General features: G+C 41.4%; 19 protein-coding genes and 4 tRNA genes. 15 read left to right on the top strand and 8 right to left on the bottom strand.

Annotated elements, in window-relative coordinates; all coding sequences use genetic code 11:
* Positions 1 to 9: 9 nt before the first annotated feature.
* On the bottom strand, positions 10 to 1,227 hold the full coding sequence (gene mtnK / locus CWC16_RS10005; protein WP_138541436.1) for an S-methyl-5-thioribose kinase: 1,218 nt from the start codon (positions 1,225 to 1,227) through the stop codon (positions 10 to 12).
* Between the two features lie 128 nt (positions 1,228 to 1,355).
* Here mtnK and mtnA point away from each other — a divergent pair, with 128 nt between their 5' ends.
* Entirely contained in the window at positions 1,356 to 2,381 is a 1,026-nt protein-coding gene (gene mtnA, locus CWC16_RS10000; protein ID WP_138541435.1) for an S-methyl-5-thioribose-1-phosphate isomerase, read from the top strand.
* A 54-nt stretch (positions 2,382 to 2,435) separates the two neighbouring features.
* Here mtnA and CWC16_RS09995 read toward each other — a convergent pair whose 3' ends face one another.
* The 3 genes from CWC16_RS09995 to CWC16_RS09985 are packed head-to-tail and all read right to left on the bottom strand — an operon-like array spanning position 2,436 to position 4,281.
* Positions 2,436 to 2,978, bottom strand: coding sequence for a 1,2-dihydroxy-3-keto-5-methylthiopentene dioxygenase (locus CWC16_RS09995; RefSeq protein ID WP_138541434.1), 543 nt, complete (start codon positions 2,976 to 2,978; stop codon positions 2,436 to 2,438).
* Entirely contained in the window at positions 2,975 to 3,658 is a 684-nt protein-coding gene (gene mtnC, locus CWC16_RS09990; protein WP_138541433.1) for an acireductone synthase, read from the bottom strand. Before mtnC ends, CWC16_RS09995 begins: the two co-directional genes overlap by 4 nt.
* Complete coding sequence (locus CWC16_RS09985) at positions 3,658 to 4,281, bottom strand: methylthioribulose 1-phosphate dehydratase (protein WP_138541432.1); 624 nt, start codon at positions 4,279 to 4,281, stop codon at positions 3,658 to 3,660. Before CWC16_RS09985 ends, mtnC begins: the two co-directional genes overlap by 1 nt.
* Positions 4,282 to 4,493: 212 nt before the next feature.
* Here CWC16_RS09985 and CWC16_RS09980 point away from each other — a divergent pair, with 212 nt between their 5' ends.
* From CWC16_RS09980 to CWC16_RS09960, 5 genes are all read left to right on the top strand, one after another.
* Positions 4,494 to 5,636 (top strand): methionine aminotransferase, encoded by a 1,143-nt coding sequence (locus tag CWC16_RS09980; RefSeq protein WP_138541431.1) that lies wholly within the window; start codon positions 4,494 to 4,496, stop codon positions 5,634 to 5,636.
* Positions 5,624 to 6,397 (top strand): amidohydrolase, encoded by a 774-nt coding sequence (locus CWC16_RS09975; protein WP_138541430.1) that lies wholly within the window; start codon positions 5,624 to 5,626, stop codon positions 6,395 to 6,397. Before CWC16_RS09980 ends, CWC16_RS09975 begins: the two co-directional genes overlap by 13 nt.
* 68 nt (positions 6,398 to 6,465) lie before the next feature.
* Positions 6,466 to 7,890, top strand: a complete 1,425-nt coding sequence (locus CWC16_RS09970; RefSeq protein WP_138541429.1) for a mannose-1-phosphate guanylyltransferase/mannose-6-phosphate isomerase — start codon at positions 6,466 to 6,468, stop codon at positions 7,888 to 7,890.
* 103 nt (positions 7,891 to 7,993) lie between these two features.
* Entirely contained in the window at positions 7,994 to 8,659 is a 666-nt protein-coding gene (locus CWC16_RS09965; protein WP_096740310.1) for an AHH domain-containing protein, read from the top strand.
* Positions 8,659 to 9,234 (top strand): hypothetical protein, encoded by a 576-nt coding sequence (locus tag CWC16_RS09960; RefSeq protein ID WP_096740309.1) that lies wholly within the window; start codon positions 8,659 to 8,661, stop codon positions 9,232 to 9,234. The genes CWC16_RS09965 and CWC16_RS09960 overlap by 1 nt, the downstream gene beginning before the upstream one ends.
* 36 nt (positions 9,235 to 9,270) lie before the next feature.
* On the opposite strand, the gene CWC16_RS09955 is transcribed toward CWC16_RS09960, so the two are convergent.
* From CWC16_RS09955 to CWC16_RS09945, 3 genes are all read right to left on the bottom strand, one after another.
* Positions 9,271 to 11,427, bottom strand: coding sequence for an ATP-binding protein (locus CWC16_RS09955; RefSeq protein ID WP_138541428.1), 2,157 nt, complete (start codon positions 11,425 to 11,427; stop codon positions 9,271 to 9,273).
* A gap of 116 nt (positions 11,428 to 11,543) precedes the next feature.
* A complete protein-coding gene (locus CWC16_RS09950; RefSeq protein ID WP_055015568.1) occupies positions 11,544 to 12,200 on the bottom strand; it encodes a helix-turn-helix transcriptional regulator in 657 nt (218 codons plus the stop codon).
* 225 nt (positions 12,201 to 12,425) lie between these two features.
* The gene (locus CWC16_RS09945; protein ID WP_055015582.1) at positions 12,426 to 12,791 is read right to left on the bottom strand and encodes a histidine triad nucleotide-binding protein; all 366 of its coding nucleotides are present in this window, start codon (positions 12,789 to 12,791) and stop codon (positions 12,426 to 12,428) included.
* A gap of 88 nt (positions 12,792 to 12,879) precedes the next feature.
* Between CWC16_RS09945 and CWC16_RS09940 the strand changes: the two genes are divergently transcribed.
* Positions 12,880 to 13,491: a DUF2057 domain-containing protein gene (locus CWC16_RS09940; protein WP_138541427.1), complete on the top strand. Its 612-nt coding sequence runs from the start codon at positions 12,880 to 12,882 to the stop codon at positions 13,489 to 13,491.
* Between the two features lie 144 nt (positions 13,492 to 13,635).
* Here CWC16_RS09940 and CWC16_RS09935 read toward each other — a convergent pair whose 3' ends face one another.
* The gene (locus CWC16_RS09935; protein WP_138541426.1) at positions 13,636 to 15,480 is read right to left on the bottom strand and encodes a M1 family metallopeptidase; all 1,845 of its coding nucleotides are present in this window, start codon (positions 15,478 to 15,480) and stop codon (positions 13,636 to 13,638) included.
* Between the two features lie 133 nt (positions 15,481 to 15,613).
* On the opposite strand from CWC16_RS09935, the gene murB reads away from it, so the two are divergent.
* The 8 genes from murB to CWC16_RS09895 form a co-directional block, all read left to right on the top strand.
* Positions 15,614 to 16,624 (top strand): UDP-N-acetylmuramate dehydrogenase, encoded by a 1,011-nt coding sequence (gene murB, locus CWC16_RS09930; RefSeq protein WP_138541425.1) that lies wholly within the window; start codon positions 15,614 to 15,616, stop codon positions 16,622 to 16,624.
* On the top strand, positions 16,621 to 17,613 hold the full coding sequence (birA, locus tag CWC16_RS09925; protein ID WP_138541424.1) for a bifunctional biotin--[acetyl-CoA-carboxylase] ligase/biotin operon repressor BirA: 993 nt from the start codon (positions 16,621 to 16,623) through the stop codon (positions 17,611 to 17,613). Before murB ends, birA begins: the two co-directional genes overlap by 4 nt.
* Positions 17,610 to 18,329, top strand: coding sequence for a type III pantothenate kinase (locus CWC16_RS09920; protein WP_138541423.1), 720 nt, complete (start codon positions 17,610 to 17,612; stop codon positions 18,327 to 18,329). Before birA ends, CWC16_RS09920 begins: the two co-directional genes overlap by 4 nt.
* Before the next feature lie 117 nt (positions 18,330 to 18,446).
* A tRNA-Thr gene (locus tag CWC16_RS09915) sits at positions 18,447 to 18,522 on the top strand.
* A 40-nt stretch (positions 18,523 to 18,562) separates the two neighbouring features.
* Positions 18,563 to 18,647: transfer RNA gene (locus tag CWC16_RS09910), tRNA-Tyr, on the top strand.
* Positions 18,648 to 18,692: 45 nt separating this feature from the next.
* Positions 18,693 to 18,767, top strand: a tRNA-Gly gene (locus tag CWC16_RS09905).
* 11 nt (positions 18,768 to 18,778) lie between these two features.
* Positions 18,779 to 18,854 (top strand) — tRNA-Thr (locus CWC16_RS09900).
* A 135-nt stretch (positions 18,855 to 18,989) separates the two neighbouring features.
* The coding region (locus CWC16_RS09895; protein ID WP_249929207.1) for a GTP-binding protein at positions 18,990 to 19,112 on the top strand (123 nt) is incomplete at its 3' end.

Genomic DNA, 19,112 nt, shown 5'->3' with positions numbered 1-19,112 from the left:
CGCCTTTTGTTAATTTAGCTGGCTTATTAATAAACTAAAAAATGCCTCTTTATTGTCGCAGCGTTTGGCATTTAAAATGAGCTGCTCACCTAAGTTCAGCGTCTGTTTTTGTACTGCAAGGCGCGTAGTTTCATCTTCAATACTGTCAATATCAACTACATGTGCAAGCCCTATGGTGCGCCTAATTAGTTCTGTACCACAATACCCTATGGCGTCTTGTAATACGGTTTTCATAAAATACTGTGGGTAGCCTTGGGTATTGAGCGTTTGATCTGTGCTGTGGTTGGCTACTAAAGTTAGCCATTGGTGCTCAAATAAATTATAGCTTTCAACAATGCAGCTGAGTAAATACGTTTGATAGTTTCGCCTCGCTACAAACTCTTCAATATGGCCTGCTTGGGCGCAGTAATTTAATAGTAAATTGCCAATAAAAGAGCCTATATCAAAGCCAACAGGACCAAAAAAGCCAAACTCAGGGTCAATTACTTTAGTGGTATTGCTATCTACAAAAATACTGCCGCTGTGCATATCGCCATGCAGCAGTGTTTGTGGGTTAGATAAAAAATTTGCTTTTAGTTTTGCAACTTCTAACTTAAGCGCGGTGTTATCACGAAGAGCTTTCACCTGCGGAACTAGCTGCACAGAAAAATTATTGCGCTCGTGATCTATGTACGGATCGCTAAAAAATAAATCTTCAGTTATTTGGCAAAGCTCAGGGTTAGTAAATTGCTGTACTAGTGCTTTTTTATGCTGAGCGGTTAGGTAAAAATCAGAATTATAAAACCCAGTATGGCTTAAATACGTTGCGACGTGCTTGGCTAATTTAGGAAATTGCTCCGCATTATTTTGTGCGGTTCGCAATATTTGTAAGTGGCCTAAATCTTCTAAAATGGTGAGTGCGTAATCTTGATTATAGTGCAGTATTTTAGCAGTGCTTTGCGGGCAAATAGCACCGTGGTTAAGTAACACTTGTGCCTCAATTCGGGCTCTATCAAGCGTGAGCGGCCATGATTCACCTACACAACGAGCATACGGCAATGCTTGCTTTAAAATAATACTGTTATGGTGCTCATCGCTAATTCTAAATACTAAATTAAGGTTACCGTCACCAAATTCGTATGCAGTTAAGTGTGCGCCAGCTTTAAAAAAATCATACTGCTTAGCGTCAATTAGCGAATTTACATATTCAATAGCGCGTTGTGCATTAAACGCAACATAATTAGCCATAGTGAGATCTCAAACAACCATTTTAGGCATTCTATACTTTTAAATGTTTAGATGTCTACAGGTCTAACTTGAGAGTTATTCAAACTGATGTAAAATAGCCTTACGCATTTTATTTAAGCAGCCCCATCATGCAAAACCTAATCGCAAGCAGTTTAAAATATGAAAACGGCACATTAAATGTGCTTGACCAGTATTTACTTCCTCATCAGCAGGTATGGCACGAATGCCATAGTGTTGAGACGATGAAGGAGCTGATCGTTAGTTTAAAAATTCGTGGTGCCCCATTAATAGGCTTAGGTGCGAGTTTGCTCGTTGCCCACTTAGCTGAGCAAGGCGCTACAAAAGCGGCGCTTGGTGATGCAATTAATGAGCTGGAAGCCACACGCCCAACGGCGGTTAATTTAATGCATTGCATGGCCGCATTACGAAAAGCGCTTAAGCAAAGTGACTTTGTAACTAATATAGTAGCCACTGCCGAGCGCCTATTTATTGAAGACATTGAGTTATGTGAGCGTATGGCAACGCGCGGTGCTGAGCTTATAAACAGCGGCGATAATATCTTAACTCACTGTAATACCGGTGCATTAGCGACTGCTGGTATTGGCACAGCGTTAGGTGTTATTTATAAAGCGCAGCAGCAACATGGCAATATACATGTATGGGTGGATGAAACGCGCCCATTATTGCAAGGTGGGCGCTTAACCGCGTTCGAACTTGAACGCTGGCAAGTGCCTTACACGCTTATTTGCGATAACATGGCTGCCAGTCTAATGGCCGCAGGCCGGGTTGATAAAATAGTGGTAGGGGCTGACCGTATTGCTGCCAATGGCGACTTTGCTAATAAAGTAGGCACGTATAATTTAGCTGTATTGGCCCATTTTCATGGTATTCCTTTTTATGTTGTCGCGCCTTTAACTACGCTTGATACACAAACGACTTGCGGTAGCGATATAGCAATAGAGCAACGCAGTAGCGCAGAGGTACGTGGCGTAAGTGGCAGTTTTGGTACGGCGCTGTGGGCACCGACTCATGCCAATGTGTATAACCCCGCATTTGATGTAACACCTGCAAAATTAGTAACAGCGTGGGTGTTAGATACCGGTGTTTACGATAAAAATGATGTAGAGAGTGGGGCGTTAACAGCGCTTAAGTAGTTTTTAAACACTGCCCCACTTGCCCCTTCGTGGAGCGGTGCTGTGCCACTTTTGCTATGCGAGTAAAGGAAACTGCTTCGCAATTTCAGACTCGGTGCTTTTTGCAACCCAGCCCTCGGTATTATTAAATAATCGAATGGCGGTAAATTCTGGGTCGCTCCCCATATCAAACCAGTGTGGGGTAAGTGCTGGCACCGAAATTAAGTCACCTTGCTGGCATAATACTTGGTAAATTTTGGCATTTATATGTAAGCAAAATAACCCTTGGCCTTTTACAAAAAAGCGAACTTCATCTTCATTATGAGTGTGCTCAAACAAAAACTTTTCTCGCATTTGTGCCGCTGCAGGATTACCTTTGGCAAGCGAAATAACATCCACCGTTTTATAGCCATTTTGCGCTTTTAAGCGCGTTATATCATTTTTATACGCTGCAATAATTTGCTCATTTGTAGTGTGCTCATTAATGGACGCAGTTGCTTGCCATTGCTCAAAGCGTACATTTACCTTTGCTAATTGCTGAGTAATCTCGGTTAAATCGTGGGTGTTTATCAGCGCATTACTTGGATTATTGTTAGCATAAATTGTTAATTGGCTCATGCATATTGCTCCAATGTAACTGCGCTAAATTCATGTACGTAGGGGTGTGTGGTGCGTGCTTGGCCATCTCGTATTAAGTGTAAGGTTTTAAGGCCAGCGGCTTGTGCAGCGTCTAACTCTGCCGCTACATCACTTAAAAAGAGTACTTCATTAGCATCAAACGGCAGTTGGTTAACTATAGTGTTATAGGCCGCTTGCTCTTGCTTTGCGCCGACTTTGGTATCAAAATAATCGTTAAACAGGGGGCGAATATCGCCATAATCACTGTATTTAAAAAGTAACTGCTGCGCCCTTACCGAGCCTGATGAATACACATAGAGTGCGGTGCCTTGATCGTGCTGAGCTTGTAAAAACTCAAACGCATCTGCGTATAAATGGCCTTTAAAATCACCGTGCTCGTAGCCCGTTTGCCAAATTAGCCCTTGTATTTGCTTTAAAGGGGTAATTTTTTTATCTTCTTCAATCCACTTTAATAATACGCTAATGACAGTTTCTATATCGGCATCGGGCTCATTAATAATGGCTTTTACTGCAGCTATTTGTTCAGCGACTTGGGTTTTATTTTCGTTTAAGCGTATAAATGTTGCTAATTGTTTGGCTGCATACGGAAAAAGCACCTCTTTAACAAATGAGATACGTGTGATGGTGCCTTCAATATCAGTTAAAATTGCCTTTATCATTATAGCTGTGCCCCAATACCTTCTATTTTTAACCGTTCTATCTCGCAACTAAATAAAAACTCCAGTCCCTCTAAGTGGCGAAGTGCTTGTTTGTAATTACTCCCTACTACATAAACGCCATGCCCACGAATTAACACGGCGTGCTCAATGGGTGTATGTAAGTGGTGATCGCTAAGGAGTAAGCTTAAACGTTCTATGTCTTGGTCGTTTTCAAAAATAGGAATGCTTAGCGTATCTAAATGCGAAGTTACTCCACTGAGTGACTTTTGCATTTCGTAACCGCTTAAATTTAATGCATGGCTTTTAATTACACGTGACAGGACGGTGGCTGCTACTGAGTGAGTATGCAGCACCACGTTAGCATGCGGAATAAGCTTATACATGCCTAAGTGCAGTTGCGTTTCGGCCGATGGGTTGCCAGCGCCTTTAGTGCGATTACCTTGATGATCAAGTTCAATAAAGGTGTGTGTACCAAGCTGACCTTTATCAAAGCCGCTAGCGGTAACCACGAACCCGGTTGCGGTGCGCGCCGAAAAATTTCCGCCGGTGGCGGGAACCCAGCCTTTTTGGCTGATCCATTTTCCAGCTTCAATAAGTTGCGAAATAGCGGTATTGTTGTGCATACATTCCTCACCAATGAGTGTAATACCAAGGCGCAATAATAATTAATGCTTTTGAGGCGCTAAACCATACGCTAGCTGCGTTTTTACTACCTCAAAATAGCTCAGTTAATTAAGCGAATTGATATAAAGCTATTTAATTTTAGACGGCTATACTTCTGTTTTAAGCAATGATAGCATCGCTTTAAGCGCAAAACCATCATTAAGGGCCTGTCGTGTTTGAAAGTAAATTACCAAATTCAAGTGTTAGTATATTTAGCCAAATGAGTGGCTTAGCAAGTCAGTATTCGGCAATAAATTTATCGCAGGGTTTTCCTGAGTTTGATGCGCCAGAATTACTAAAAAACCAACTGAATTTTTATGTTCAGCAAGGGGTTAATCAATATTCGCCATCCAGTGGAGTACCCCGTTTACAACAACAGATAGCCAATTTGGTGGCGCGTAAATATGCGGCAAAAATTGATGCAGCTGAGCAAGTTACAGTTACATCGGGCGCCACCGAAGCATTGTTTGTCGCTATTCAAACTATAGTACGCCCCGATGATGAAGTCATTGTGTTTGACCCCGCCTATGACTCTTACCAGCCTGCCGTTGAGCTTGCTGGCGGTAAAACTGTTCATATTGCACTGCATGCACCCGATTATGCTATTGATTGGCAAACTGTTCGCAGCGCAGTGAGCAAAAACACGCGCGCTATAATTATTAATACGCCACATAACCCAAGCGGTAAAATACTTAAAAGCCATGATATAAACGCGCTTAAATCGTTAGTAAGCGAGCACAATTTATATGTCATAAGTGATGAGGTTTACGAACACATTACTTTTGACGGCGACATACACTTAAGCATGCTTTGCGGTGAGCAGCTACGTGAAAAAAGTTTTGTTATATCAAGCTTTGGTAAAACGTTTCACAGCACCGGCTGGAAAATGGGTTACTGTATTGCCCCTGCACCGCTTGCTACTGAATTTAGAAAAATACACCAGTATGTTACTTTTTCAAGCTTTACACCTGCACAACACGCATTGGCCGACATGCTTGAGCAACAGGGCGAGCATGTAGATGCGCTAAGCAATTTTTATCAGCAAAAGCGCGACTTATTAGCGCAGCACTTAAGTGACAGTCGTTTTACTATTTTACCAAGCCAAGGTACGTACTTTTTATTGCTTGATTATAGTGAGGTGTCTGATCTTAATGATGTAGATTTTTGCCACTGGCTAGTAGAGCAAGCTGGGGTTGCTGCTATTCCTTTAAGTGTGTTTTACAAGCAACCTTCAAATGATAAAGTGATTCGACTGTGTTTTGCTAAAAACGATGAAACTTTAATAGAGGCCGCGCAAATATTATGTCAACTTTAACGCTTACACTCGTTCAAAGTGCGCTGCATTGGCTTGATAAAGACGCCAATTTAGCCATGTTTGATAAAAAATTAGCAGAGATAACCGATAACCCTGATTTAATTTTACTACCTGAAACTTTTGCTACTGGTTTTGCAATTAACCTTGATTGCGCAGAGCCCGAAAATGGCAAAGTAGTTACTTGGCTAAAAACCCAAGCACATAAGCTTAACGCCGTTATTGCAGGGTCAGTATTAGTTGCACAAGGCGATAAAAAAGCAAACCGTTTTTATTGGGTAAAACCCGATGGTGAGGTGAATTATTACGATAAACGCCATTTGTTTCGTTTAGGGAGTGAGGGCGACTATGTCGTAGCAGGGCAAGCGCGTAAGATATTTGAAATTAATGGCTTTAAGCTATTACCGCAGGTGTGTTACGACCTGCGCTTTCCGGTTTTTCAGCGTAATAATAACGACTACGATGTAATGATAAACGTAGCCAACTGGCCTGCGGTTCGTCGCCATATTTGGGATACATTATTAATGGCGCGCGCTATGGAAAACCTGTGTTATGTAGTAGCCGTTAACCGTGTTGGCGATGATGGCAATGGTGTGGCACATAATGGTGGCACGGCTGTGTACGACTTTAAAGGCGATACACTCGCCAAAGCAAAAGACAATACACAAGAGTTACTTACCGTAACACTTGAAAAAGCACCGCTTGATGATTTTAAAGCCTCGTTTCCTGCTTATTTAGATGCCGACGCGTTTACCTTGGTATAAATCGCTAAGCATTAGCGCCTAGCCAATAAAGTGCTAAAATAGCCGCTGATATGTTTATTGGCGGCTTTATGAATACAACCCTTATAACACCGGTAATTTTAGCAGGCGGCATTGGCACACGGTTATGGCCGCTTTCTCGCCAAGCTATGCCTAAGCAATTTTTACCTCTGCTTGATAACAAACACTCACTATTACAAAGTACGTTAGCGCGTGTATCGGACGAGGGGTTTGCAAAGCCAATACTTGTTTGTAACGAACAGCACCGCTTTATTGCTGCTGAGCAAAGTGCACAGGCCGCTCCTCATGCACTTTTGTTAGAGCCGCAGGGTAAAAATACCGCGCCGGCCATTGCGCTGGCAGCACACTACGCTTTACAGCAAGGCATAACAGGGCCAATACTGGTGATGCCTGCCGATCATCATATATCCAACTTTACTGAGCTCACACTTAAATTAAACGATGCAATTGAATTAGCCCAGCAAGGTATGCTGGTCACGTTTTCAATTACACCAACACAGCCCCACACTGGGTTTGGCTACATTAAGCAAGGTAGTAAAATAGTAGGCTCAAATTGCTATAAAGTGGCTGAGTTTAAAGAGAAGCCAAGCTTGGCTACCGCTGAGCATTATTTAACTCAAGGCGGTTATAGCTGGAATAGCGGGATGTTTTTATTTACACCACAAGCCTATTTAAATGAGCTTGAACGTTTTGCCCCAAAAATTGCACACAGTGTAAGCGCGGCGGCTACTTTCTCTGACGATTTAGGGTTTACAAGGCCGGTAAGTGAGCCACTTAAAACCTGCCCCAGTGACTCTATCGATTACGCCATTTTAGAGCGTAGTAATAATGTAGCAGTGCTGCCTGTTGCTCTTAATTGGAGTGATGTAGGCAGCTTTAGTGCTTTGGCTAGCCTTATTAAAAAAGATGCACATGGCAATAATGAAAACGACAGCCATAGCGCGCAGAATAGTACTAATAATTTTGTTATAAGCGAAAACGATCACAGCGTTGCTACCCTTGGAGTTAGCGACTTAGCTATTATTCATACCCACGATGCCACCCTCGTTGCCAATAAAAACAAGCTCGATGGTCTGCCTTTATTGCTCAAGCAATTAGCGGTTAGCCAAAGTGATAAACTCAATCACCATCAGGTTGTGTATCGGCCATGGGGCAATTACCGCACTTTAGTAACAGGGGCAGGGTTTAAAGTTAAAAAAATAACCGTAAATAGCGGCGCTAAACTTTCAACGCAGCGCCATCAGCATCGTGCAGAGCATTGGGTGGTGGTATCGGGGATTGCTGATGTTCGGATTGATGAGCAATTGCTAACACTTAGCCACGACCAATCTTGCTACATTGCAGCAAAACAAATACACAGCTTAGCGAACAATCAAAAAGAGCCGCTAATTGTCATTGAAGTACAAACTGGCGCCGTACTAGATGAAAGTGACATAGAGCGTTTTGATGATAAATATGGAAGGTTAGGTATTTAAATAAAGTGGTTTTCTAGTGATAAACTTAAGTAGCGAGGTTGTTGATTGAAATAAAAAGTTATTTAAAATACTATGTTGTCAGTTAAAATTATAGGGACGTTACATGGATAAATCTTTGATTACAGCTGTTCAAGTAGAACCTGGTGAACTCCTTCAAGGGTTACGCCAAAGTATAAGAGAATCAGGTGTTATTTATAAGTTTAGAGACTCAGAAACACTTATTTCAAACGAGTTGGAGAAAACTTTAAAAGAGACCGAACGTAAACTTACTGAAGCTGAAATTGCTCAACATGCTGCTCGCCTTTATAATAAGATAGCTACTCGGAGTGTTAAGTTTGGTTTATTAGCATATTCTCGTTATGCAGAGATGGCAAATAGAACAACAACAGAAGCTCTTTTGAAAGAAAAACACCGGCCGCAAAGAATGGCAAGATATATGTCTGCAACAGGAGCTGGTAAAAAGCCACCAAATACGGCTACCCATGCGATTGTATCTGGTACTCATGAGCTGGCGCGAGCTGCTAGAAAGATACTTGCTAAATTTAAAATTCGAATAGATGATCCAAGTAATGGAGTCTTTTTGCCAAAGAACGAAAACTACGTTCCTCACCCAGCTATGCCTGACGCTTCTAATCATGCAAAAATTCATACAGAGTTATATTATCTAAATATTACTAATCAACTATCGTTAGCAAACACACGTAGTGAATGTGCAGCGATTTTACAATCAATTGCTATATCGCTACAAAATGGAGTTTATGGGTACTAATGAGTAAAGTTATTTATAAAATCACGCCAAACGTTAACCATTACAGAGTCATATTTCCTGATAGCGAATCTTTATGTGAGCCTGACCTATGGAAGCCTGATGGTTCATCAAAAGAGTCAACATTAATAAATTTTAGTGCGCATTACAATCAAGAAAAAAAGACACCTATAGGTGATATTACAGCAATAAATTTACAAGGCCTTGCTATAAAAGAGCACGTAGCAAATGAACTGGCAGATATTTTTGAAGATTCGGGAGAGTTACTACCTTTCTATGTAGGTGATGAAAACTGGTACTTTTATAATGTCACTAGAACAATAAGGGGATTTTTGGATGTTGAAATGAGTACTTTTATGCTACCAGGTTTAAATATTGGATTACAAAAAGCGGTATTCAAAAAAGAAAAACTACCAAAGCATAGTTGTATATTTAAAATTCCAGAGGATCGATTTGAAGGTACTTATGTTCTTGACTCTCGTGTAAGTGATAGAGACATTTCTCTAAATCTATTTTGTGCTTTGCAAGCGCACGGCTTTACTGGGCTAAGCTTTGAAGAAGTTGCCAGGTTTGAATAAATAAACTAAAGCATCCAAGGTATATGCTTTTCAATGCTAACCCAACTGCCCGCGCACGTACTTTAAGTATTGTTCTAGGCTGCGCTGCCATAGCTCTAACGCCTCATCTAGCAGGTTATTATGGGGTTTGTTATCAAGCAGGCGGCGCTCTATTTTTTTAAGCTCAATACCGTAACGGTTAAAGCCTAATTGCAGCGCGGTGCTTGCTTGGCGGTGCAATAATTTAATGCACTGCTCTGGTTGCTGGTCAATAAGTTCTTGGCATCGGGTTAGTTTAGTCCGTGCTGAGAGTACAAATTCATTGTAAATCGACGACACTTCATCCTCACTAAATGAGCTGGTTAGCGTTTCTGCTGCGGTTTCGTCGTACAAAGTGTCTACTAGCTCTACAGCTATATTTGCAGTTTGATTTGATTGTGAATCACTCAGTGCTTGGCGAAGCTTTTGCTGCTTAATTGGTTTGCCGACTATGTCTTTTATACCTAAAGCTAAGTATTCTTTTACCTCATCAGGGCTTAAGCTTGCTGTAAAGGCGAGTACGGGGGTGCGCTGGTTTTTATGCTCCAACCGCTGCAGTCGTTTTAACACCTCTTGACCAGTAAAGTCAGGTAGGTTCATATCCAGTAAAATAACGTCAAAATGATGTATTTGCATTAGTTCAATAGCGCTTTTGCCATCTTTGGCGAGTTTTATTTTATGTTCATCTTCAGCCATAAACTCAATGGCAATTTTTTGATTTAAATCTAAATCTTCGACGAGTAGCACTTCAAGGCCAGTTAAGTAGTCTTTGTTTTGATGGCGCTGCTCTACCAAGCTAAGCTCCCCTAGCGTAAACGTAGTAGTAAAGCTAAATACGCTACCGGTGCCTAATTGGCTGGTTATTTCTAAGCGGCTTCCAAGCTTTTCGAGCAGTCGGCTGGTTATTGCAAGCCCAAGACCGGTACCGCCTTTTTCTTTACCGGCGCTACTTTGTACGTAGGGTTCTGTTAAGTAGGCTATTTCGTCTTTTTCGATACCTGGACCTGAGTCTTTAACACTAATTTTTATGGTGTGTTCAAGGTGTTTGTCGCTTATCAAATCAACCTGAATTTTTACTATACCGTGGTCGGTAAATTTAATGGCGTTACCAACAAGGTTAATAATTATTTGCCTTAACTTTTGCTGATCGCAGTAGTAACAAGCTTGCTCAGGGATATTACATACCAGTTCAAACTTAAGCTGTTTTTGCTCCGCTAATGGGCTGAGCAATAAACACAAATTGTTTAACCAGGTTTTAAATTCAATGTCTTCTTCGTAAAGTGCTTCATCGCTTTGGTCAAGGCTTGCGTAGTCGAGTACTTTATCAACCAATAAATTTAATGACTCGGCCGAATTAATAATAGCCTCACAATAGGCTTTATTGCGGGTGTCGGTGCTTTGGTTCATAACTAATTGGGCGCTGCCCAATATGCCATTAAGAGGGGTGCGAATTTCGTGGCTAATAGTTGATAAAAACAGACCTCTAATTTCTAAATCTTTTTGGGCTTTGTCGGCCAGTTTGTTGAGGTTTTTTTCCCTGCGTTCATTGCACATTAGCGCCATGCCGGCAGCATAAAACATCGGAGCAATAACGCCATTTAAAAACAGTAAGCTGCTAAACCATGGGCTTTGTAATAACTGGGGCTGTTCAATATTAGCCATAAATAATGAGCGGCTAATAAAGCTCAGGGCAACTAACGTTAATATTAAAATATAAACAATGGTGCCATTGGGGTAGGGTTTTCGTGCATATTTAATAAATAAAAACAGCAAAAACGCGGCTTCAGCAATGTGCTGTACATCTGAGACGTAAATTCGTTCGCGTAATGAAGGGTCAAAAAACGAATAATACCCTAACATGACGGCACTAAACGCAGTAAATGCACACAGTAGTTTAAACCCAGGCCCCTTATAATCTAAAAATTGGCATATGGCCAAACTATGCACAATCGATGCGCCAAACATCATGCTACTGGCGATACTAATCACAATAAGATTGTGTGTTTTACCAATTAGCGTAAAGCCAATGACTGCGCCCAGTAATAAAACCGGGTAAAAAATATAAAGCAGCGTACCCGGGGTATTTTTGTTTGTGCGCCAAGTTAAAAAGTTAAGAAGAGTCATTACAATGATAACGGCAATGCTGGCAAAAAAGAGGGTAGATGAGTCGAGCATAAAGGTTCCAGCAATGGGTACTTCAAGTAGAGTAATAAAAAGCGAATAATTTAACAAGCATATAGCACAAACAAAAACAGGCACCCTAAGTGCCTGTTTTTAAAATACGAAATTGATTAACGAATTTCGTCTGGAATATTTTGTTGAGCCCAAGATAGTAGCTCAATACGGTTACGACACTTCGTTTTTCTAAAAGCGCTGTATAAATGTGTTTTAACGGTATGTGGGCTGATGCTTAGATCTTCAGCTATTTCTTTGTTTTTAGATCCCTTACTCATTAACGAGATTATTGCTTTTTCTCGTTTAGTAAGTTTAATTGGCTCTATATCGCCTTCGGTCAGCTTGTGCAGTGCATCTTTATTGAACTGCAGCATGCGGTTCAGCGCATTACACATAATGTCACGTCTGTACCAAAGCTGATCTTCTAAAAGTAAGCGAATACCTTTCATTAATACATCAGCGTTATCAGTCGTATAAAACACGCCACGAATACCGCTCAAAAGCGCGCGGTTAGCAAGCTCAGGGTTTTCGTCTAGGTTAAATAATACGATATCGCACTTGGTGCGCAGGTTAACTAACTGTTCTTTTAGTTTACTCCATGCATCGTTACTTGATGTTTCAATAAACAGTAATCGAGTCCCTTCTGGTACATCTAAAATATTTGTACCCGTGGTTACGTCAAGGCCTTGCGTTTTTAACAAAGGTTCTAAAACGTTAATGCCAATGGTGTTAATTGGCTCTTGATCTAATAACAAAAAGGCTGAACTGCTCATGTTTTTATACTCTTTTTATAAAGCTGACTAGTTAAGTTTACCACGACTTCCACACCTTTTGTATTAGAAAGTCCGGTTTCGCCTTGTGAACAAGTACGATTTTACGATTATTTAAACATAAAATGTTGCAAATAAGTAATTATTTTTCACTTTATATACATGGTAAACAATAACATTTGTAACTAGAGTAATACCAATAATTCCAGTGAATTTTTATTATTAATTTTATATTTTTTTAGCATCTTGATATGGAGGCCAGCCCATTTCTTTGCCTGCAAGCATATGTAAATGTATGTGATACACGGTTTGCCCGCCGTGTTTATTGCAGTTCATTACAACTCTGTAGCCGTCTTCACTAAAGTTAAACTGCTTAGCTAACTTTGCAGCCACTTCGTATAAATTTCCAACTAAATGAGAGTTTTCGCTATTTATATCATTAATAGTAGCAATTGCTTTTTTTGGAATAATTAACACATGAAAAGGGGCTTGTGGGTTTATATCTTTAAATGCAAGGGTAGTTTCGTCTTCGTAAATAATGTCTGCAGGGATTTCACGGTTAATAATTTTTGTAAATAGGGTCTCTGTGCTCATAATCGTTTAAATGTAAGGTTTGAATTTAAAGTCACTAATGACAAATTTTGTTTGCAGTGTCAAACTCAAAACAAATAAAGGAGTTTTTATGCGTAAACCAATGTTAATAACCTCAGTTGCGGCATTCTTGATGAGTATGTCGGTGTATGGCGCAAATATTCACTTCCCTGAAGAATTAGTGCCCTTACAAGTCGGCGAAAGAGTGATTGAAAGCTCTCTATTTAGTCGAGTTGATGATATTGAACTTGCCTCAGGCTCTTATCGGTTAAAATTAAAGTACACCGATTTATACGAGACAGGCTTTGACGACCATGAGATAATTGAGTCTGAACCTTTTTGGGTAGATATTACTGTTGATGATAACAAAGATTATGACATGGTGTTTAATCGTGCCGATAACGCAGTATCAGCAAAAATATTTGCTGAGGCACCGCAGGTAAGTTTAAAAGCAAAGGGAGCTGCGGTTGCACAGCCGCTTAGTGTTATTTCAAATACACAGCTGGCAAGTAAAAAGCCGGCTTTACAAAAGGCGGTGCCAGCGGGCCCAGTGCGTTCAAGCCAACCTATTAAGCCTATTGCGCCCATTAATGGCAAAGGCATGCCAAGTGCACCGCAAATGCTAGAATTTTGGTGGCAACAAGCAACGCTTGCTGAACGAAAAGCCTTTTTAGAAAAGGTAACGAACCAAGGCGCTGAATAATAAACTTATCTCAGCTACTAATTTTAAGCACTAACTGCGCTGAGCTTAGTTACAGTATTAAAAAAGGCCGATAAATCGGCCTTTTTTATTGGTTTTACTGTTTTACCCTAAAGGTGTGAACACCTTTAGGGTAAAACAGGTTGCTTATTTATCAAATAAAGCGTCTATGGTGCCTTGAGCAAGTGGGTGGTAGCCTGGGCGTGCTTTGATGTATACATCGTGTGCCCACTCACGCTTACCATTTTTAATAAGTGCTTTGTATAATGGCACAATTAGCTTACGACGACCTATACCTGATAAGTGCTTATCAAGCGCTGGGTAAATAGGTTGGTAACCATTACCTACCGCTAACATAAACCATGCAAACGCGCGCTCTGCATTGGTTGATTGCGTTAGGTTAAATTGTTTATCAAGCTCTGCCATTTTATCTAAGCTTAAGTCGCGTGGTAGGTTGTTTAAAAAGTGTAGCCATTCGTGCACTGTCCACTTTTCCGTAGGTAATTGTGCTGCGCTTGTTTCACCTTTTAGCCATGCCGCGCTTGCTGTATCTACTTTGTCAAACGCATCAGATGTTGGGGTGGGCGCATCGCTTGGTAAACCAGGCTCAAAAATCCACTCATTTACTTTATCCATGCTTACAACGCCAGGGTATTTTTCAATTAAGTTAGCTTTTAAGTAAGTAACAAATTGCGCCGTAGTCAGCGATTTAAAGGCAAACTCATTAAAGTAGGTCTTAACAAAGTCGTCAAACTTATCACGGCCGTATTTTTCTTCTAGGTAGATTAAAAATAGCTGCCCTTTAGTGTATGGCACTGAGCTAAATGCATCATCTGGGTCACGGCCATTAAGTTTTAAATTAAGGCGGGTATCAGGTGCGTCAATCGTTTTAAGCTGGGCACGTAAACCTGCTGCATCTAAAGCTTGCTCCATTACAGCGCGGTCGCGGCCAAACACTTCTTCCATAATGCGGTTTTCAACGTATGAGGTAAACCCTTCGTTTAACCATAAATCTTCCCACGTAGCGTTGGTAACTAAGTTACCAGACCAAGAGTGGGCAAGCTCATGCGCAATAAGGTTAACTAAGCTTTTATCGCCTGCTACTACGGTAGGAGTAATAAACGAAAGTCGCGGGTTTTCCATGCCACCAAACGGAAAGCTCGGCGGTAACATTAATAAATCATAGCGGCCCCATGCGTATTCACCATACATTTCGTTGGTTTTGTCGATCATGGCTTGGGTGTCGTTAAACTCGGCAACCGAAGCGTCTAAAATTTCAGGCTCGGCAAATATACCTGTTTGTTTTGACATGGCTTTAAATTCTAAATTACCTGCACCAATTGCAATTAAGTACGGCGAAATAGCCTGCGGCATCTCAAAGTGGTAGTCGCCATCTTTGTATAGCGCATCTTTGTTATCGGCGCTCATTACGGCACGTATATCTTTTGGTGTATGTATACGAGCAGAGTAAGTAACGCGCATGGCAGGGGTATCTTGTACTGGTAACCAGCTACGAGCGTGGATAGCCTGCGATTGGCTGTACATAAACGGGTGCGTTTTGCTGGCTGTTTGCTCTGGTGTTAACCATTGCAGGCCAGATGCTTCTGGGCGGCTGTTGTAGTAAATACGTACTTTTGGCGCTTGGCTTTTTAATGTAATTGTTAGTTTTGAGCCTTTAACATCATCGCGCTCAGCCAGTGTAAATTTAGCTTTGTGCCAATCGCCATTTGCTGTTTGGTACATGACTTTATCAATGTCTAAGTCGCGGGTATCTAGTACCAGCTTTTTACTCGTGTCATTGTTCCACTTTAGCGTGTGCTCAACAAAACCTTCTAATTGCTTGTCGGCAAAATCGACATCTAAATCAAGGTTTAAGTGTGTTGTTACCACATCATCTAGGTTGGCGTATGAGTTTTGAACAATCGCGTTTGCCATTGCTTGCGAGCACATACCGGCCATAGCGAGGCTTAAAAAAAGAGGTTTAATTTTCATAAAATACCCTGAACACTAATAATAAGTGCAGGTTTTATATCATGATTGATACAGCGGGTTGAGTGATTTTTACATTCTTTGCGACAATAAGGTAAACTACTGCGATTAGTTACCAGTACACTCAGAGACCTTTGTGGCGCACTCATTAAAACCTTTACATACCTTTGCACTAAACAATCAATGCCAGCATTTTGTTGAAATAACCTCGGTTGAGCAACTTAAAGCACACCGTTTTAGTGCTCCGTTTTGTTTATTGGGGGAAGGTAGCAACACAATATTTTTAGAAAACTACACAGGCACCGTCATTAAAATGGCCACTAAGGGCATTACTATTACCGAGCGTGAAAATGACGTACTTGTGAGTGCAGCTGCGGGCGAGAACTGGCATAACCTTGTAAGCTATTTACTTGATAAAAATATTGCAGGGCTTGAAAACCTAGCCCTCATTCCGGGCACTGTTGGGGCGTCGCCGGTACAAAACATTGGTGCTTATGGTGTTGAGCTCGCCCAATTTGTAGAGTCGGTTGAGTACATTGATATAGCCACTAAAAACAAGGTGACTTTAACTAACGCTCAGTGTGAGTTTGCTTATCGTGATTCTATTTTTAAGCACGCCTTAAAAAATAAAGCAGTGATCACTCAAGTCAATTTAGCATTGCCTAAAAAATGGCAGCCAGTTTTAAGTTATGGCCCACTCAACGTATTGCAAAACCCCACCCCTAAAAAGGTATACGAGCAGGTTATTGCAATTCGTAACGCTAAGCTGCCAAACCCATACACTTTAGCCAACGCGGGTAGCTTTTTTAAAAATCCGATTATTAGCAATGCGTGTTTACAAGCGCTACTTTTGCGCTTTGCCGATGTACCGCATTACCCTTATGGAGAAAGCCATCACAAAGTGGCGGCAGGTTGGCTAATTGACCAAGCGGGCTTGAAGGGCTACGCAGTAGCAGGTATTGAGGTGCACCAGCAGCAGGCGCTGGTATTAGTTAATCATGGTAATAGTAAAGGTAGCGATTTAATCACTATGATCACGCACATACAAAATACGGTATTTGCACGTTACGGCATAACGCTAGAGCACGAAGTAAGGCTTATAAACACACATAGTGAATGCCATATCATTACGGAGCATGCGCAATGAAAGCACCTGATGGGAATAAACTCGCTATATTAAATGCGCTTAACCAAGGTGGCTTTGTATCGGGCCAAGCCCTTGGCGAGCAGTTAGGTATAAGCCGTGCGGCTGTGAGTAAGCATATTCAAACATTGCAAGATATGGGACTCGACATATTTAAAGTGACAGGTAAAGGTTACAGTTTAAACAATGCGGTGGGCTTGCTAAACCAAGGCAATATAACTAAGTATTATCACGCGTTAGGCGCAAATAAAGCCCAAGTAGAAGTGCACCCTATTATTGATTCAACCAACAGCGAGCTAATGCGCCGTATTCAAAATAAAGCAGCGCTTGAGTCTGGTACTGTAGTGGTTGCCGAAATGCAGCAAGCTGGGCGAGGAAGGCGAGGGCGTGTATGGCAATCACCGTTTGGGGCTAACTTATATTACAGTTATTTTTGGCGGTTAGATGATGGACTACAAGCAGCTATGGGTGTATCAATTGCCGTAGGGCTTGCTGTATACGATACCATTAAAGCTCTTTACGGTATTAATATAGAGCTTAAATGGCCAAACGACATATACATAAATAAGCAAAAGTTAGCGGGAGTGCTAGTTGAGCTAGATGGGCAACCACAAGGCCCTTGTCAGCTAGTCATTGGTATTGGCATTAATCTACACATGCCGCAAAACACCAGCGAACACATTGACCAAGCATGGACCGACTTAAGCCAACACACCACTGCGCTTGATAAAAACCAGTTAGTTGCTTCGCTTACCTACTACTTAGAGCAGCGTTTGGCAGATTACCAGCAAGATGGACTAAACAGCATGTATGCCCAGTGGAACGCGCTCAATGCCTTTGCTGGAGAATGTATAGAACTCAATACTGGGCATAGAAGTTGGCGGGGGATCTGTGAAGGTATTGATCAGCACGGCGGAATACGTATCCGCCAAGACGGCGAAGTAAAAAGTTACTACGGCGGTGAAATCTCGTTAAGAAAGGCTAAATTATGAAGCTGTTGATAGATGTGGGCAATACATCATTAAAAGCGGCCTTATGGCACGAGCAACAAGCAACGCCCGTGACTATAAACAACGTGCCGTGGCAAGCAATAACGGCTGTTGTGTATGCCTGTGTAGGCAAAAGTGAACTATTAAATGAAGCGCTTACATTAGCTGCTAAAAAAAATATTCCGTGTTTTGAGGCGCATGTTAGCAAAAACCTCAGTGGGCTAAGCTGCGCATATGAACAGGTTGGCAATTTAGGTATTGATCGTTGGCTTGCGTTGGTGGCGGGTTTTACACTTTACCCTAATACTCCCTGCATTATTGTTGATGCCGGCACTGCAACCACAATTGATGTATTGAGCGGTGAAGGCGAGCACTTAGGGGGCTGGATATTGCCTGGTCTTGATTTAATGACTCGCTCATTAACACAAAATACCCAACGCGTGTTTGATGATGCTAATACCCCCTTTTTAAATGAGTTAGGGAAAAACACACCCAATGGATTAAAAAATGGCGCGCTGATGGCAACATTAGGTGCTATTGAGCAGGCCAAATATCAACTTAAACAGGTAACAGCCGAACAAAAACCACAAATTTTGTGCGCCGGTGGTTACGGTTTGCTGTTACAACAGCAAATAAATGGCAGTATTTTTGATTCTTTACTCGTTATGAAAGGATTAAATTACTGGCATGAGCTCAGTGAAAACGACGAAAAACAGTAAAATTAAGCACTTTTGCATGAAATCTGAGCGTTTAAGCTAAAAAATTACATTTTTTTTAATTTTATAGTTGCATCATAATAAACCTTACTCTAATATCTCGCCCCGTACTAAAGCAGTGCCGACTTAGCTCAGCTGGTAGAGCAACTGACTTGTAATCAGTAGGTCAACCGTTCGACTCGGTTAGTCGGCACCACTTTCCTTTTACCGAAAGTGAATTAGTAAAGAATTATCGTGGAGGGGTTCCCGAGCGGCCAAAGGGATCAGACTGTAAATCTGACGGCTCAGCCTTCGCTGGTTCGAATCCAGCTCCCTCCACCACTTTATTCTTGACGGTTAGAGGTAGTTTAAGAACAGGTTCCTAAAGCGGGCATCGTATAATGGCTATTACCTCAGCCTTCCAAGCTGATGATGCGGGTTCGATTCCCGCTGCCCGCTCCAATTATGGTGTTGCTGATATAGCTCAGTTGGTAGAGCGCACCCTTGGTAAGGGTGAGGTCGGCAGTTCAAATCTGCCTATCAGCACCAGTCATAAGAATCTCCTTGAATACTTCCTTTATCTGTCAGAAAAAACTATTTGAAATTTGAAAAAATTAAATTAATCTACCTTTGGTGGATTATTTTCATATGTAATCTAGATACACAAAACTGATAGGTTCCGTCATGGCAAAAGAAAAGTTTGAACGCGTAAAACCGCACGTAAACGTTGGTACAATCGGCCACGTTGACCACGGTAAAACTACACTAACTGCAGCAATCACTAATGTACTTGCAAAAGTATACGGC

Origin of the sequence: Pseudoalteromonas sp. S3776 (genome assembly GCF_005886915.1) — a bacterium.
Taxonomy (GTDB): Bacteria; Pseudomonadota; Gammaproteobacteria; order Enterobacterales; family Alteromonadaceae; genus Pseudoalteromonas.
This window is presented reverse-complemented; position numbering and strand designations above follow the sequence as displayed.

What these genes read in the sequence shown, in the direction of transcription:
- CWC16_RS09920 (WP_138541423.1), top strand. Translation starts at nt 17,610, where the DNA reads ATGAAGCTGTTGATAGATGTGGGCAATACATCATTAAAAGCGGCCTTA.
- mtnC (WP_138541433.1), bottom strand. Translation starts at nt 3,658, where the DNA reads ATGATAAAGGCAATTTTAACTGATATTGAAGGCACCATCACACGTATC.
- CWC16_RS09985 (WP_138541432.1), bottom strand. Translation starts at nt 4,281, where the DNA reads ATGCACAACAATACCGCTATTTCGCAACTTATTGAAGCTGGAAAATGG.
- mtnA (WP_138541435.1), top strand. Translation starts at nt 1,356, where the DNA reads ATGCAAAACCTAATCGCAAGCAGTTTAAAATATGAAAACGGCACATTA.
- CWC16_RS09950 (WP_055015568.1), bottom strand. Translation starts at nt 12,200, where the DNA reads ATGAGCAGTTCAGCCTTTTTGTTATTAGATCAAGAGCCAATTAACACC.
- CWC16_RS09965 (WP_096740310.1), top strand. Translation starts at nt 7,994, where the DNA reads ATGGATAAATCTTTGATTACAGCTGTTCAAGTAGAACCTGGTGAACTC.
- CWC16_RS09945 (WP_055015582.1), bottom strand. Translation starts at nt 12,791, where the DNA reads ATGAGCACAGAGACCCTATTTACAAAAATTATTAACCGTGAAATCCCT.
- CWC16_RS09975 (WP_138541430.1), top strand. Translation starts at nt 5,624, where the DNA reads ATGTCAACTTTAACGCTTACACTCGTTCAAAGTGCGCTGCATTGGCTT.
- CWC16_RS09955 (WP_138541428.1), bottom strand. Translation starts at nt 11,427, where the DNA reads ATGCTCGACTCATCTACCCTCTTTTTTGCCAGCATTGCCGTTATCATT.
- CWC16_RS09935 (WP_138541426.1), bottom strand. Translation starts at nt 15,480, where the DNA reads ATGAAAATTAAACCTCTTTTTTTAAGCCTCGCTATGGCCGGTATGTGC.
- CWC16_RS09940 (WP_138541427.1), top strand. Translation starts at nt 12,880, where the DNA reads ATGCGTAAACCAATGTTAATAACCTCAGTTGCGGCATTCTTGATGAGT.
- CWC16_RS09960 (WP_096740309.1), top strand. Translation starts at nt 8,659, where the DNA reads ATGAGTAAAGTTATTTATAAAATCACGCCAAACGTTAACCATTACAGA.
- birA (WP_138541424.1), top strand. Translation starts at nt 16,621, where the DNA reads ATGAAAGCACCTGATGGGAATAAACTCGCTATATTAAATGCGCTTAAC.
- mtnK (WP_138541436.1), bottom strand. Translation starts at nt 1,227, where the DNA reads ATGGCTAATTATGTTGCGTTTAATGCACAACGCGCTATTGAATATGTA.
- CWC16_RS09995 (WP_138541434.1), bottom strand. Translation starts at nt 2,978, where the DNA reads ATGAGCCAATTAACAATTTATGCTAACAATAATCCAAGTAATGCGCTG.
- CWC16_RS09970 (WP_138541429.1), top strand. Translation starts at nt 6,466, where the DNA reads ATGAATACAACCCTTATAACACCGGTAATTTTAGCAGGCGGCATTGGC.